The organism is Mycolicibacterium austroafricanum (assembly GCF_902705885.1).
GTDB lineage: Bacteria > Actinomycetota > Actinomycetes > Mycobacteriales > Mycobacteriaceae > Mycobacterium > Mycobacterium vanbaalenii_A.
In genome coordinates this window covers 1-14,886 of record NZ_CACSIP010000052.1, presented here as the reverse complement: position 1 = coordinate 14,886, position 14,886 = coordinate 1, and the positions used below count along the sequence as shown (strand labels likewise).

The 14,886-nt window shown below is 68.8% G+C and carries 10 protein-coding genes; 6 read left to right on the top strand and 4 right to left on the bottom strand.

The window, feature by feature from the left end:
• Positions 1 to 56 precede the first annotated feature (56 nt).
• Positions 57 to 1,556 carry a CoA-acylating methylmalonate-semialdehyde dehydrogenase gene (locus BEMPMBAN_RS27665; protein ID WP_159234686.1) on the bottom strand — a complete coding sequence of 500 codons (1,500 nt, stop codon included), beginning with the start codon at positions 1,554 to 1,556 and terminating at the stop codon, positions 57 to 59.
• 80 nt (positions 1,557 to 1,636) lie between these two features.
• Between BEMPMBAN_RS27665 and BEMPMBAN_RS27660 the strand changes: the two genes are divergently transcribed.
• Positions 1,637 to 3,223 carry a PucR family transcriptional regulator gene (locus tag BEMPMBAN_RS27660; protein ID WP_159234685.1) on the top strand — a complete coding sequence of 529 codons (1,587 nt, stop codon included), beginning with the start codon at positions 1,637 to 1,639 and terminating at the stop codon, positions 3,221 to 3,223.
• Positions 3,224 to 3,264: 41 nt separating this feature from the next.
• Here BEMPMBAN_RS27660 and BEMPMBAN_RS27655 read toward each other — a convergent pair whose 3' ends face one another.
• The 3 genes from BEMPMBAN_RS27655 to BEMPMBAN_RS27645 are packed head-to-tail and all read right to left on the bottom strand — an operon-like array spanning position 3,265 to position 7,368.
• Positions 3,265 to 4,686 (bottom strand): WS/DGAT/MGAT family O-acyltransferase, encoded by a 1,422-nt coding sequence (locus tag BEMPMBAN_RS27655; protein ID WP_159234684.1) that lies wholly within the window; start codon positions 4,684 to 4,686, stop codon positions 3,265 to 3,267.
• Between the two features lie 53 nt (positions 4,687 to 4,739).
• Positions 4,740 to 6,197, bottom strand: a complete 1,458-nt coding sequence (locus tag BEMPMBAN_RS27650; protein ID WP_159234683.1) for a protein adenylyltransferase SelO — start codon at positions 6,195 to 6,197, stop codon at positions 4,740 to 4,742.
• Between the two features lie 10 nt (positions 6,198 to 6,207).
• Positions 6,208 to 7,368, bottom strand: coding sequence for a hypothetical protein (locus BEMPMBAN_RS27645; protein ID WP_159234682.1), 1,161 nt, complete (start codon positions 7,366 to 7,368; stop codon positions 6,208 to 6,210).
• Between the two features lie 179 nt (positions 7,369 to 7,547).
• Here BEMPMBAN_RS27645 and BEMPMBAN_RS27640 point away from each other — a divergent pair, with 179 nt between their 5' ends.
• From BEMPMBAN_RS27640 to BEMPMBAN_RS27620, 5 genes are all read left to right on the top strand, one after another.
• The gene (locus BEMPMBAN_RS27640) at positions 7,548 to 8,441 is read left to right on the top strand and encodes a mycobacterial-type methylenetetrahydrofolate reductase (protein ID WP_159234681.1); all 894 of its coding nucleotides are present in this window, start codon (positions 7,548 to 7,550) and stop codon (positions 8,439 to 8,441) included.
• Between the two features lie 138 nt (positions 8,442 to 8,579).
• Positions 8,580 to 9,071, top strand: coding sequence for a hypothetical protein (locus BEMPMBAN_RS27635; RefSeq protein ID WP_337761925.1), 492 nt, complete (start codon positions 8,580 to 8,582; stop codon positions 9,069 to 9,071).
• A complete protein-coding gene (locus BEMPMBAN_RS27630; protein ID WP_159234680.1) occupies positions 9,004 to 9,393 on the top strand; it encodes a VOC family protein in 390 nt (129 codons plus the stop codon). Before BEMPMBAN_RS27635 ends, BEMPMBAN_RS27630 begins: the two co-directional genes overlap by 68 nt.
• A 25-nt stretch (positions 9,394 to 9,418) precedes the next feature.
• Complete coding sequence (hrpA, locus tag BEMPMBAN_RS27625) at positions 9,419 to 13,471, top strand: ATP-dependent RNA helicase HrpA (protein WP_159234679.1); 4,053 nt, start codon at positions 9,419 to 9,421, stop codon at positions 13,469 to 13,471.
• A 71-nt stretch (positions 13,472 to 13,542) separates the two neighbouring features.
• Positions 13,543 to 14,733: an FAD binding domain-containing protein gene (locus BEMPMBAN_RS27620; RefSeq protein ID WP_159234678.1), complete on the top strand. Its 1,191-nt coding sequence runs from the start codon at positions 13,543 to 13,545 to the stop codon at positions 14,731 to 14,733.
• Positions 14,734 to 14,886 lie beyond the last annotated feature (153 nt).

The window sequence follows — 14,886 nt, the reverse complement described above, 5'->3', positions numbered from 1 at the left end:
AATTGTGACGGGCTCTCCCGGTCGATGTGTCAAAAACCGTACTCTCGTGGGCGCGTTCAGGCGTTTTGGGGGAAGCCGAGGTTGATGCCGCCGGAGGTGCGTGAGCTGGGGTCGAGCCAGCGTTGGGTGATGGCTTTTTGGCGGGTGTAGAAGTTGACGCCGTCGGTGCCGTGGGCGTGGGAGTCGCCGAACAGTGAGTTCTTCCAGCCGCCGAAGCTGTAGTAGGCCATGGGGACGGGGATGGGGACGTTGATGCCGACCATGCCGACCTGGACTTCGTTTTGGAAGCGGCGGGCGGCGCCGCCGTCGTTGGTGAAGATCGCGGTGCCGTTGCCGTAGGGGTTGGTGTTGATCAGTTCTATGGCTTGGTCGTAGGTGTCCACGCGCACGACCGAGAGCACGGGGCCGAAGATTTCATCGGTGTAGACGCTCATGTTGGGGGTGACGTGGTCGATGAGGGTAGGTCCGAGCCAGAAGCCCTCAGCTGGGCCGTCGGGGGTGACGGTGCGGCCGTCGACGACGATTTTGGCGCCGTCGGCTTCGCCGGCGTCGATGTAGCTGGCGACTTTGTCGCGGTGGGCTCGGGTGACCAGCGGGCCCATGTCGGAGTTCTTGGTGCCGTCGCCGGTTTTGATGGTGCGGGCCCGTTCAGTGATTTTCGCGACCAGGTCGTCGGCGATGGGGCCGACGGCGACGCAGGCCGAGATGGCCATGCAGCGTTCGCCAGCGGAGCCGAAGCCGGCGTTGACCATGGCGTCGGCGGCCAGGTCGAGGTCGGCGTCGGGCAGGATCACGGCGTGGTTCTTGGCGCCGCCAAGGGCTTGGACGCGTTTGCCTGCGGTGGTGCCGGTGGCGTAGACGTACTGGGCGATCGGGGTGGATCCGACGAAGGACACCGATTTGATCTTGGGGTTGGTGAGCAGTTCGTCCACGGCGGTCTTGTCGCCGTGCAGGACGTTGAACACCCCGGGCGGCAGGCCGGCTTCGGCCCACAGTTCGGCCATCCATAGCGAGGCGGTCGGGTCTTTCTCGGAGGGTTTGAGGACCACGGTGTTGCCGCAGGCGATGGCGATCGGGAAAAACCACATCGGGACCATGGCGGGGAAGTTGAACGGGGAGATGATGGCGACCGGGCCCAGCGGTTGGCGGATGGAGTAGACGTCGACGTTGGTCGAGGCGTTCTCGGTGTACCCGCCTTTGAGCAGGTGGGGGATGCCGCAGGCGAACTCGACGACTTCCTGGCCGCGGGACACTTCGCCCAGGGCGTCGGAGACGACTTTGCCGTGCTCGGCGGTGATGATCTCGGCCAGCTCGCCCTTGCGTGCGTTGAGCAACTCCCGGAACCGGAACAGCACCTGGGTGCGTTTGGCCAGTGAGGTGTCGCGCCAGGCCGGGAACGCCGCGGCCGCCGCATCGACCACCGCACGGGCGTCGGCCACACTGGCCAGAGCGACCTGCCCGGTCACCGCACCTGTCGCCGGATTGGTCACCGGCGCCGTACCGCTACCAGACCCGGCGAACACCTTGTTGTCGACCCAATGGGAAATACGCTGCATGCACCCAGTCTGGGACTCGAGGATCGCCAATAGTTGCGACAAACTGTCTCTGATTACCTTAACGGCTTTACATTGTGTTAATGACGCTGACGGTAGGCGAGGTCATCGCGCTGCCCGTGGTGCAGGCCGGTGACCCAGAGGTGCTGTCCGCGCGGCGCTGGGACGAGCATCTTCGGTGGGTACACGGCAGCGACCTGGCGGATCTGTCCGCCCTGCTTCAGGGCGGGGAGTTGGTGCTGACCACAGGCGCGGCGCTCGCGCGGGCTCCGCGAAAATACCTGCAACGCCTGGCGTCGGCGGGGGCGGTCGGCGTGGTCGTAGAGCTGGGGGACCGGCTGCCGGCTCTTCCGGGCAATGCTGCGGCGATCGCGGAGGATCTCGATCTTGCGCTTGTGGTGTTGCATCACCCGGTCCGATTCGTCGAGGTGACCGAGGCGGTGCATCGCAGGATCGTCGCCGAACAGTACGACGAGGTCGCCTTCGATCGCCGTGTTCACGAAACCTTCACAGAGCTCAGCATGAGGCGGGCCTCGGTCGCAGGCATCGTGGACGCCGCTGCCCGGATTCTCGATGAACCCGTTGTGCTGGAGGATCTTTCGCATCGGGCGCTCGCGGTATCCGCGCGTGCCCACGCCTCGACGTTGCAGGACTGGGAGCGTCGCTCGCGACGTAGCCCCGGTGCCGGTGGCGAGCAGTGGGCGACCACGGCGGTCGGCCCTCGTACCGAGGAGTGGGGACGTCTGGTGGTGCCGCGCCCTCCCACGGACTCCGGCCGGGCGACGATGGTCCTCGAGCGCGCGGCGGCGGCGCTGGCTCTGCACCGGATGATCGAACGCGACCGCTCAGGGTTGCAGCAGCAGGCCCAGAGTGGCCTCATCGATGACGTCCGGCACGGCAGGATCACCGAGGAACGCGAGGCCGCCGCCCGGGCGCACGCACTCGGGCTCCGCGCCTGCGCGCACTACCTCCCTGCGGTGGTCAGGGTCGAACGACACAAGCGGGCCGGTGATCCTGTGGCCAGGCATCGCCGCAACGTCGCCCTTCTCGATACCGTCGCGCACACCGTCAACGCCGCCGGCCACACCGGGCTGTTCGCCTTGCGCGGCGACGGTGAGGTCGCCGCCGTCCTCGCGCTCAAGGACCCCAGACCCTCCGCGGCGACAAAAGCGCTCACAGCGCTCGGTGAAACACTGCGCCGCGAAGTCGCCCGTGTCGACGCCCCGCAAGGCTCGGTACTGGCGCTGGCCGCTGAGGTGAGCGCGGTGACGGACGCGATCGCCGGGCTTGCCGAGGCCGCTCACATCGCTGAGGTGGCGCTGTCGATGGGGGAGCTGCGCCCGTACTTCCGCGCCTCGGACACCAGGCTGCGTGGCCTGGTCACGCTGCTGCGCGACGACAGGCGGGTGCAGCAGTTCGCCGAGACCGAGCTGAAATCACTGTTGACAGCTGATGATCGGGGCGACCCTTCTGACGTCGCGGTGCTGCGCGAGTATCTGGCCGCCGCAGGGAACAAGGTGGCGGTCGCCGAGCGACTGCACATCAGTCGGCCGGCACTGTACAAGCGTTTGGCTCGCATCCGTGACATTCTGGGCGTCGACCTCGACGACGGCGAATCCAGAACGTCGCTGCACGTCGCGCTGCTGGTTTTCGACGCGCGTCGTTCTTGAGGTGCGTAGCCGGGCCGAGGGTGCACCCGGTTAGCGCTGGGTTAGCGCAGCGACGCCTTCTCCAGATCGCCCAGCGCATCACCGGTGTACACCGCGAGTCGCTGCAGATGAGGCAGCGCGTCGCGGCAGCCGACGAAGCCGAAGTTCATGGTCTCGGCGTAGCTCTGCAGCGTGATGTTCAGCGCCATCCCGTGGATCGGGATCGACACCGGGAACGTCGCCTCCAGCCGGGAACCGTTGAAATACAACGGCTCCCGCGGGCCCGGAACATTGGACACGCACAGGTTGAAGGTGTAGGGCCACGGCGGCTGCACCCCGGTCAAGGCGCCGGCGACCTGTCCACCCGCCGGTGCCAACAGTGCCGCGGTGTAGGCGATGATGGCCGTCGGTGACATCGTCTGGAGCTGCGCCTTGGACGCGCGCGTCGCCGCGGTGATCGCCTCCAGCCTCTCGACCGGGTCCTCGATGTCGGTGCCCATCGGAGCCAGGATGGCCCCCACCGCATTTCCACCGCCCTCGTCACCCTTGGGGCGCACGTTGACCGGGAGGAAGGCGATCAGGGAGCGGTCCGGCAGCTTGTCGAAATCGGTGAGGAACTTGCGCAGGCCACCCCCGATGATCGCCAGCGCCACGTCGTTGATCGTCGAGCCGTGCTGGGAACTCAGAGCGCGCAGCCGGTCGAATTCGTACTGCTGGGTGGCGAACCGACGGTTTCGGCTGATCCGCGCGTTGAGGATGCTGTGCGGTGCCGACGCCGAACCGGCGATCCTGGAGAACTCACCGTCGCGCCGGATCTGGGTGTTGACGATCGCGTTGGTCAGATCGACCGCCGAGCTGACGCCACCGGCGATCTGGGAGCCGAACCCGCCGAGCGTACGCAGCGTGGTGGTCAGGAGATTCGACGGCGACGGGGGCGTCCGGCGGGGCCGTGGCGGGGTGGGCACATTGAAGAACATCCGGGTGTCGCGCGACTCCGGGTCCGTCGACAGGCTGCGCGCCAGCATCCGCATCGCGCTGTAACCGTCGACGAGCGCGTGGTGGATCTTCATGTACAGCGCGAAGCGACCGCCCTCGAGCCCCTCGATGACGTGGATCTCCCACGGCGGGCGGGTCAGATCGAGGTGGTTGCTGTGCAGCCGGGAGACCAGGATGCCGAGTTCCCGCTCATCGCCCGGGCTGGCCAGCGCCGAGCGCCGGACGTGGTAGTCGAAATCGAAATCCTCGTCGGTCACCCAGGTGTGCACCGGGCTGAACTGCAACCGCGGGTGGGCGAGTTTGCGATTCCACGGCGCCATCACCTCCTGGCGCCGCGCCTCGTCGATCATCTGCCGCAGGTAGTCCCGGGAGGCGTCGGCCGGCGGCGTGAACGGGAGCAGCCCGGCGACGTGCATCTTCGAACTCGACGTCTCGCCATAGATGAAAATCAGGTCCTGAAGCCCAAGCCTGACACTGTTGCCGCTCAAGGGCTCTCCTGTGGGGTAGCTGCTACGGTTCCCGCCACGGTACGCCCGGGCGGTCAGGTTCCACAGAAAGTTCGAAATGAGCTGTTGAACTCTTTCTCACCGGGCTCGGCATAACGCTCGAACCCGGGTCGTTCGTCGAACGGCGATCCGATGGCCTCGAGCAGCCGTCCCAGTGGCGCCAGCTCACCCGACGTCGCCGCCGTCAGCGCCTCCTCCACCAAGTGGTTGCGCGCGATGTAGACGGGGTTGACCAGGTCCATCGCGTCCGGATCCGGGTCCAGGTCGCGCCACCGGACAAGCCAGCTGTCGAACGCGGCGAGGTCGATGAACTCTCCCCGCGCCGGCTCTGCGTCCCCGCGGGCCGCCCGGCTGAGCCGACGATAGAACGACGTGTGGTCGACCTGGCTCTGCTGCATCTGGGTGAGCAGATCATCGACCAGCGGGGTCACCACGTCGGCGGGGGTGGCCGCAACTCCGAGTTTGGCCCGCATGCCCGTCGACCAGCAGTCCTGGTAGCGGGCCGGGAACTCGCCCAGCGACGTCTCGGCGAGGGTGATCGCCTGATCGGTGTCCGCTGCCAGCAGCGGCAACAGTGTCTCGGCGAACCGGGCGAGGTTCCACAGCGCGATTCCGGGCTGGTTGCCGAAGGCGTAGCGGCCCCCGCTGTCGATCGAGCTGAACACCGTCGCCGGGTTGAAGCTCTCCATGAACGCGCAGGGCCCGTAGTCGATCGTCTCGCCCGAGATCGTCATGTTGTCGGTGTTCATCACCCCGTGCACGAAACCGACGAGCATCCACCGGGCGACCAGGTCGGCCTGGACGGCGATCACGGCGTCGAGCAGCGCGAGATACCGGTTGTCGGACTCGGCGGCCGTGGGATGGTGACGCGCGATGGCGTGATCGGCCAGCCGGCGCAGCACTTCCGGATCCCCGGTGGACCGCGAAACCAGCGAGGCGTACTGGAACGAGCCGACCCGCAGGTGGCTGTCGGCGACCCTGGCCAGCACGGCGCCGGGCAGAACCGTCTCCCGGTACACCGGGCGGCCGGTGGCCACCACGGCCAACGCCCGCGTCGTCGGGATGTGCAGCGCGTGCATGGCCTCGCTGATGACGTACTCGCGTACCATCGGTCCGACCGCGGCGAGCCCGTCACCACCACGGGCGAACGGGGTCCGCCCGGAACCCTTCAGGTGCAGGTCGCGCACCCGGCCCGCGGTGTCGACGATCTCGCCGAGCAGCAGTGCCCGGCCATCCCCGAGCCGGGGAACGAAGCCACCGAACTGATGCCCGGCGTAACCCTGAGCGACGGGTGTCGCTTCGTCGGGGACCGTCGTGCCCACCAACAGACCCAGACCTTCCGGGCTGCGAAGCCATCCCGGGTCGAGGCCGAGTTCAGCGGCCAGCGGTTCGTTCAGCGCCAGGAGCTGCGGCTCAGGTGCGGCCTCGGCTTTCCAGGGCACCGCCAGTTCCGGCAGCTCCCGGGCGAACCGGCCCTGCAGTGCGATGCTCACCCCATCCAGACTACGGAGACGGTTCGACGACCGCGATGGCGTCGACGCCGTCCTTGATGGCGATCCGGCGGTCACTCTCCTCGAGCACCAGCGCTCCCGCCGGCTCGGTGTACGAGCCGGTTTGCGGCAGGATCAGGGCACGCTGTCCCGGCGCGACGTCGGCGGTCTGCAACGCCGACGTCGCCGGCACGATCTGTTCGATGCTCTCGGGGGTCACCTGCCACACCAGCGGCGGGAACGTCTCCGGTCGGTCGCACCGCCACATCGCCAGGCTCAGCTTCGGCTGGCCGGTGGTCGGCCACCACAGTTTCGGCACTGTCGACCCGGTGTCGGAGTCCGGACCTGCCACCTCGAAGATCTGCTGGGCCCCGGCCGCGTCGGACACCACCACGGCCGCAGTCCCGCACGCGCTGTCGGTGCTGCGGTACAGCGCGTAGGCCAGGGATGCGCCGTCGGCGCTGAGCCGGGCGGTCGTCACCGGGGTGTTGGCCTCCGCCTGGCCCAGCGGAGTCGGTGCACCCGGACCGTGCACGGCGTAGAGGGTGTCCGGACCGCCGAACGGCGACGGCGGACCCTCCACGCGTGCGAGCACCGCGGTACCGCCGCGGGCGACGATCAGGCGGGGCTCGCCTGGGCGCACCCCGGCGAGCTGCGGCAGTTCGACGGTCTGCTGCAGCACGGGTTGGGAGTCGGGGTCTGCGAGATCGAGCTGCATGAGCCGATTCGGCTGCTCCCACCACACGATCGAGCTCGGCCCGGCCGTCCCGAGCGCCGGACCCACCGGCACCGCGCGGGTGGTGCCCTCACCGGTGGCCACATCGAGGGTGGCGACCTGGCTGTCGGTGGTCCGCGCGAACACGAACCGGCCGTCCTCGGTGGTGATCAAGTCGTTGGAGGGGGCGAAGGCGCCCGCCACCGATGCGATCACGCTGGTGCCGTCCACGACTCCCAGCTCGTCGGCCGCCCGGTAGGCCAACAGCGGGCCGGTGGGCGGCGGCGGTGCCGTCGTCGTCGGATCGAACGGCGAGCTCGGGCTCGGGCTCGTGCCGGAGGTGGTGCCCGGCGCCGGTTCCAGGCCGGTACAGGCGGCGACGAGGCAGGCGATCAGGGCCAGCAGCACGGTCAGCGTGGCCGGTGGCGTGACGGAGTTCGGTCTCTGCAGGTTCTTCATGGGCGCTTCCCCCACAATAAGAGCTCGGCCGGCAGTGCGGTCTGCCTCGGCCCCTCCGTACCGGGCCCCGGAATCGGTCGGTCGGTATGGTGATTTTCCTGGTGGCGGGGGAACGGGGCCGAGGAACGACATCGGCCCGGCCGCCGGGGACAAGCCGACGTCAGATGTGGAGCAACGCTGTGAGCCTGAACACCATCGCTCTGGAGCTGGTGCCGCCGAACGTCGAACGCGGCCGGGAAAGGGCCCTCGAGGACGCCGAGAAGGTGCTGCGCTGTTCGGCGGACGCAGGTCTGGCCGGGCGCGTCCGGCACGTGATGATCCCGGGGATGATCGACGAGGACGACGACCGGCCCATCGAGATGAAGCCGAAGCTCGACGTCCTGGATTTCTGGTCGATGATCAAGCCGGAGCTGCCCGGCATCAACGGCCTGTGCACGCAGGTCACCGCGTTCATGGACGAGCCGACGCTGCGCGCCAGGCTGACCCGGCTGAGCGACAGCGGGTTCGACGGGATCGCGTTCGTGGGTGTCCCGCGCACGCTCAACGACGGTGAGGGCTCCGGTGTCGCGCCGACCGACGCGCTGTCGATGTTCGACAACGTCGTCGACAACCGCGGCGTGATCCTGATCCCGACCAGGGAAGGCGAGCACGGCCGCTTCGAGTTCAAGTGCAACCGGGGCGCGACCTACGGCATGACGCAGCTGTTGTACTCGGACGCGATCGTCGCGATGCTCACCGACTTCGCCAGGACGACCCAGCACCGGCCCGAGATCCTGCTGTCGTTCGGTTTTGTGCCCAAGCTCGAGACCAAGGTCGGTCTGATCAACTGGCTGATCCAGGACCCCGGGAACCCGGCGGTGGCTGCAGAGCAGGAGTTCGTCAGGACGCTCGCCGGATCCGAACCGGCACAGCGGCGCAAGCTGATGCTCGACCTGTACAAGCGCGTCATCGACGGCGTCGGCGAACTCGGTTTCCCGCTCAGCGTGCACTTCGAGGCGACCTACGGGGTCAACACACCGGCGTTCGCGACCCTGGCGGACATGCTGGAGTACTGGTCACCCGATCGGCCGTAGCGGTCAGCCCCAGAACGCGACCACCAGGCCGACGGTGGCCGCGAAACTTGGTGACCGGCATCAGCCACCACAACCGGCGAGTCTGTGACAGCTCCGGTTCGGGATGAGTTCTCGACGTCGACGGGGTCTACTTCTTCTGTGAGGACACCGCGCGCGCTCGTGCGCCGGTCTGCGGCCGTACTCGCCGCGGGTTCGGCGGCGCTGCACGGTGCGTCACTCGGTCCGGCGGTGTCCCCGTGGGTGTCCGCGCTGACGGTGGTGATGCTCGTCGGCTGCCTGTACTGCGCCTACGAGCTGTGGACCCGGGACACGGTGCGGGCCTGGGTGCTGGTGGCCGCGATGAACCTGGTGATGGTCGGCGTGCACCTGCCGATGAGCGGTGCCCACCACCACGGTGCCGCCCCCGGCTCGCTGCCGGTCGCGGCGACCTCACCGATGCACCTGGCCTCCGCGGTGGCGCTGATCGAGGTGCTGCTGGCCGGCACCGTGCTGTTCGTCCGCACCCGCGCGCTCGCGCCGGTGGTCACTGCGCGGAGTCAGACGCCGTGTCAGAGTGGAGATCATGACGCACGCGGACGCACCCGTCGGCCGGCTGGGCGCGACCTCGATCGACTGCCCGGATCCGGCTGAACTGGCGGACTTCTACGGCCGGCTGCTGGGGATGCGCCGGGTGGTCGAGTCACCGGACGGAGGGGTGGTCGCCATCACCGACGGCGCCCACATCCTGGCGATGATGCGCGTCGCCGACTACGTCCCACCGGCCTGGCCCGGACCCGGCCAGCGCCAGCAGATGCACCTCGACGTGTCGGTGACCGACCTCGACGACGCCGTCGCCGGAGCCCAGCGGCTGGGCGCCCGCCAAGCCGAACACCAGCCTCAGCCGGCGGTGTGGCGGGTGATGCTCGACCCGGTCGGACATCCCTTCTGTCTGACCACGGTCGGAGCGGACTGACGGTCCGCCGCCTATCGTTGCCGAAGTGTCCGAACCGTCCACCGCCGACCTTCGCGTGCTGCGGGCGCGCCTGGACGGGCTGACGATCCGCGACGCCGCCCGGCTGGGTCGCCGGCTCAAGCAGCTGCGCAACCCGAGCGCTGAGCAGCTCGACAAGCTCGCCGGCCAATTCGCCACCGCCGAAGCACTGGTCGCGACGCGCACCGCGGCCGTTCCGGTGATCAGCTACCCCGACCTGCCCGTCAGTGAGCGGCGCGACGATCTCGCCAAGGCCATCGCCGAGAACCAGGTCGTGGTGGTCGCAGGCGCGACAGGGTCCGGCAAGACCACGCAGCTGCCGAAGATCTGCCTCGAACTCGGCCGCGGCATCCGCGGCACCATCGGTCACACCCAACCGCGGCGACTGGCCGCGCGCACCGTCGCGCAGCGGATCGCCGACGAACTCGGCACGCCGCTGGGTGAGGCCGTGGGATACGCGGTGCGCTTCACGGATAAGGTCAGCGACCGCACGTTGGTGAAGCTGATGACCGACGGGATCCTGCTCGCCGAGATCCAGCGGGATCGTCGGCTGCTTCGCTACGACACGCTCATCCTCGACGAGGCCCACGAACGCAGCCTCAACGTCGACTTCCTCCTCGGTTATCTACGGGAGCTGCTGCCGCGGCGGCCGGATCTGAAGGTCATCGTCACCTCGGCGACGATCGAGCCGGAGCGCTTCGCTACCCACTTCGGCGGAGCCGAACATGGGCCCGGCGGCGGAGCCGAACATGGGCCCGGCGGCGGAGCCGAACATGGGCCCGGCGGCGGAGCCGAACATGGGCCCGGCGGCGGAGCCGAACATGGACCCGGTGCGGGTGCGCCGATCGTTGAGGTGTCGGGCCGCACGTACCCCGTCGAAATCCGGTACCGCCCTTTGGAAGTCCGGGTCGGGCCGGCTGCCGAGGGCGGGGACGGGGACGGGGACCCTGACGATCCCGACCACGAGGTGGTGCGGACGGAGCTGCGCGATCCGACCGACGCGATCGTCGACGCCGTGGCCGAGCTCGCGGGCGAACCTCCCGGCGACGTGTTGGTGTTCCTGTCAGGTGAGCGGGAGATCCGCGACACCGCCGAGGCACTCAGCAGCGCGGTGGGTCCCGGCACCGAGGTGCTGCCGCTGTATGCCAGGCTCTCCACCGCCGATCAGCAGAAGGTGTTCCAGCCGAGCCGTGCCAACCGCCGGATCGTGTTGGCCACCAATGTCGCCGAGACGTCGTTGACCGTCCCCGGGATCCGCTACGTCGTCGACCCGGGGACCGCCCGGATCTCCCGTTACAGCCGCCGTACCAAGGTGCAGCGACTGCCGATCGAGCCGATCTCGCAGGCGTCGGCCGCGCAGCGGGCCGGCCGGTGCGGGCGAATCGCGCCGGGGGTGTGCATCCGGCTGTACTCCGAGGCCGACTTCGACGCCCGTCCGCGCTACACCGATCCTGAACTGCTCCGCACCAACCTGGCCGCGGTGATCCTGCAGATGGCTGCACTCGATCTCGGTGCCGTGGAGGACTTCCCTTTTCTCGACCCGCCCGACGCGCGCAGCATCCGCGACGGCGTCGGCCTGCTGCAGGAACTCGGCGCGTTCGACGGCTCAGGAGTCCTGACCGCGGTGGGCCGCCGGTTGGCGCAGATCCCGGTGGACCCACGGCTGGGCAGAATGCTGCTGCAGGCCGACGCCGAGGAGTGTGTGCGCGAGGTCCTGGTGATCGCCGCGGCGCTGTCGATTCCCGATCCGCGCGAGCGGCCGGTGGACCGTGAGGAGGCCGCCCGTCAGAAACATGCCAGATTCGCTGATGAGCATTCGGACTTCATCTCCTTCCTGAACTTGTGGGGGTACCTGTCCGATCAACGAAAAGAGCGTTCCGGCAGCTCTTTTCGCCGGATGTGTCGGGACGAGTTCCTGCACTACCTGCGGATCCGCGAGTGGCAGGACCTGGTCGGTCAGCTGCGCAGCATCTGCCGCGATCTGGGGATCCGGGAGCGGGACGAACCGGCCGACAGCGCGGCGGTGCACGCGGCACTGACGGCGGGGCTGTTGTCCCACATCGGATTACGTGACAGTGAGGGTCGTGACTCCCGGGCGTACACCGGGGCGCGCAACACGAAGTTCGTGCTGGCGCCGGGCTCCGTGCTGACCCGCCGGCCGCCGCGCTGGGTCGTGGTGGCCGATCTCGTCGAAACCAGCAGGCTCTACGGCCGCACCGCGGCGCGCGTCGAACCCGAGGCGATCGAGCACGTCGCCGAACATCTCGTGCAGCGCGCCTACAGCGAACCGCACTGGGACGCCAAGCGTGCCGCGGTGATGGCCTACGAGCGGGTGACCCTCTACGGACTGCCGATCGTCGCGCGCCGCCGTGTCAACTACGGCCCCATCGATCCTGAGATGTCACGCGAGTTGTTCATCCGGCATGCGCTGGTCGAGGGGGACTGGGAGACGCGGCACCACTTCTTCCGCGACAACGCGCAGCTGCGGACGGAGCTGGCCGCCTTGGAGGAACGGGAGCGCAGGCGGGACCTGCTGGTCGGCGACGATGAGATCTACGGTGTCTTCGACGCGCGGGTACCCGCCGACGTCGTGTCCGGACGCCATTTCGACGGGTGGTGGCGCAAACAGCGCCACCGCACGCCGGATCTGCTCACGCTGCGCCGTGAAGACCTGCTGCGTGTCGAGGGGGACGCGGACCATCCGGACGCCTGGCGTGCCGGCGACCTGACGCTGCCGCTGAGCTACCGGTTCGAGCCCGGCGCCGCCGATGACGGCGTCACGGTGCATGTCCCGGTTGATGTGCTGGCCCGCCTCGGTGGTGATGAGTTCGCCTGGCAGGTCCCCGCGTTGCGCGAGGAGCTGCTCACCGCGCTGATCAAGTCGCTGCCAAAAGATCTGCGGCGCAACTTCGTCCCCGCGCCCGACACGGCGCGGGCCCTGCTGGCTGCGATCACCCCCGACAGCGGGCCGCTGCTCGACGCTGTGCAGCGGGAGTTGCGACGGCGCACCGGGATCCTGGTCCCCATCGACGCCTTCGATCTGGACAAGCTGCCGCCGCACCTGCGGGTCACCTTCGCGGTGGAATCTGGCGACGGCGCCGTGGTGGCCCGCGGCAAGAGCCTCGACGAACTGCAACACCAGCTCGCCGCTCCCGCCCGGCAGGCGGTGGCCGCTGCCGTGGCGGCCGGGCTCGAACGTTCCGGTCTGCGTGACTGGCCCGATGATCTCGACGAATTGCCGCGCGCCGTCGAGAGCCGCGGCGCGACAGGACACACCGTCCGCGGCTATCCGGCGATGGTCGACGAGGGGACGTCGGTGTCCATCCGGGTGTTCGCCACACAGGTCGAGCAGCAGGCCGCAGCAGCACCCGGATGCCGGCGGCTGCTGCGACTGGCGGGTCCGTCGATCGCCAAACCCGTCGAACGGGAGCTGGATCTGCGCACCAAGCTGGTGCTGGGGAACAATCCGGACGGCACGCTGCCGGCGCTGCTCGACGACTGCGCCGACGCCGCCGTGGCGCTCCACGTTGCCGAACCGGTGTGGACCAGAGACGAATTCGTCTCGGCCCGAACACGATTGACCGGTGTACTGGTCACCAGCACGCTGGATGTGGTGCGCCGGGTCGAGAAGGTGCTGGCCGCGCTGCACGACGTGCAACTCGCGCTGCCCGATATGCCGAGCTCCGCGCAGGCCGACGCGGTCGCCGACATCCGCGCCCAGTTGGACCGGTTGGTGCCGGTCGGCTTCGTCGCAGCCACCGGCGTGAGTCGACTGGGGGACCTCGCCCGCTACCTCACCGCGGTGAGTCGGCGGCTGGAGCGACTTCCGCACGCGCTCAACGCCGACCGCGACCGGATGGTGCGGGTGGCCGCGGTGCAGGACGCCTACGACGACCTCCTCGCGGCGCTGTCGCCGGCGCGCGCTGCAGCGGCGGATGTGCGCGGCATCGCGTGGATGATCGAGGAGTTGCGGGTGAGCCTGTGGGCGCAGCAACTCGGCACCGCGCGTCCGGTCAGCGAACAGCGGATCTTCCGCGCGTTGGACGCGGTCCACGACTAGAGCCGATCTGTTCCCTGTCGCCCGTCGGAGCGCTCGCCGTCAGTACGGCGATTGAGCGCTAGTGTCACTTCGTGCAGGACTGGAGCGGACACCGGGCCGTGGTCGTGGGCGGCTCGATCGGCGGCCTGACCACCGCCCTGCTGCTGGGCAGGCTGGGGTTCGACGTCGAGGTCTTCGAGCGCACCCCCACCGACCTCGACGGTCGGGGCAGTGGCATCGTCCTGCACACCGAGACGTTGCGCTGGTTCGTCGAGTGCAGCGACCAGCATCCCGAAACCGTCAGCACCGCAACTCGCTTCATGCAGTACCTGGGTCCGGACAACGCGGTGCTCTACCGCGAACCTGCGCCGTGGAGCTTCACCTCGTGGGGCACGTTCCACCGGGCGCTGCTGGCGGATTTCGGGCGCGATCACTACCACCTCGGCGAGTGCGCCGCGGGTTTTGTCCAGGACCCCGACGGTGTGGAGGTGCAGTTCGCCTCGGGCCGGTGTGAGCGTGCCGACCTGGTGGTGTTCGCGGACGGGATCGGCTCGGCCAACCGGCGTCATTTCTCGCCCGAAGCCCGACTCGCGTACGCGGGTTATGTCGGGTGGCGGGGCCTGGTGCCTGAAAGGCGGTTGTCGGCGGCGACGTTCGGCCTACTGCATGACGCGGTGACCTACTGTGTCGCGCCCAACACCCATGTCCCCATGTACCCGATCCCGTCGCCTGAGGGTGGCCTCGCGGCGGGGCGGCGTTCGATGAACTATGTCTGGTACCGCAACGTCGCCGAGGGTGACGAGCTCGACGAGTTGATGACCGACAAGCATGGTGTTTCGGTGGAGGTGTCACTGCATCCAGGACAGGTGCAGGATCGATTCATCGAAGAAATGCGTTCAGCGGCAGCCGAACTGCTGGCGCCGGCGGTCGCCGAGGTGGTGCTGCGCACCGAGCAACCCTTCCTGCAGGCGGTCTACGACGTCGGCGCACGCCGGATGGCCGCAGGCCGGGTGGCGCTTCTGGGAGATGCGGCCAGCACCGCCAGACCCCATCCGGCGGCAGGTACGGCGAAGGCGGCGGCGAACGCGTGGGCACTTCACGACGCACTGGCCGAGTGTGCAGACGTCACCGAGGCGCTCGCGAACTGGGAGCCGGGCCAGCTGGAACTCGGGCAGCGACTGTTGCACCGGGCCAGGGAGATGGGCGCGCGTCTACAGGTCGACTGCACCTGGGTGCCGGGCGATCCCGAGAACAAGCTGGGGCTCTACGGCGAGCACGACTAGAGCCCGTGCCCGTACCAGCAAGCTAGTTGTTGGTTGTGGTGGGTGGTGGTTGGTAGGGGGTGTACCACTTCCATTGGGCGCGTTCGCCGGTGGGTCCGGGATACGGCGGGACTGTCGGTGGTGCTGTGGTGGGTGGTCGGGCCAGCGATGCGC

What these genes read in the sequence shown, in the direction of transcription:
- BEMPMBAN_RS27630 (WP_159234680.1), top strand. Translation starts at nt 9,004, where the DNA reads ATGACGCACGCGGACGCACCCGTCGGCCGGCTGGGCGCGACCTCGATC.
- BEMPMBAN_RS27645 (WP_159234682.1), bottom strand. Translation starts at nt 7,368, where the DNA reads ATGAAGAACCTGCAGAGACCGAACTCCGTCACGCCACCGGCCACGCTG.
- BEMPMBAN_RS27660 (WP_159234685.1), top strand. Translation starts at nt 1,637, where the DNA reads ATGACGCTGACGGTAGGCGAGGTCATCGCGCTGCCCGTGGTGCAGGCC.
- BEMPMBAN_RS27665 (WP_159234686.1), bottom strand. Translation starts at nt 1,556, where the DNA reads ATGCAGCGTATTTCCCATTGGGTCGACAACAAGGTGTTCGCCGGGTCT.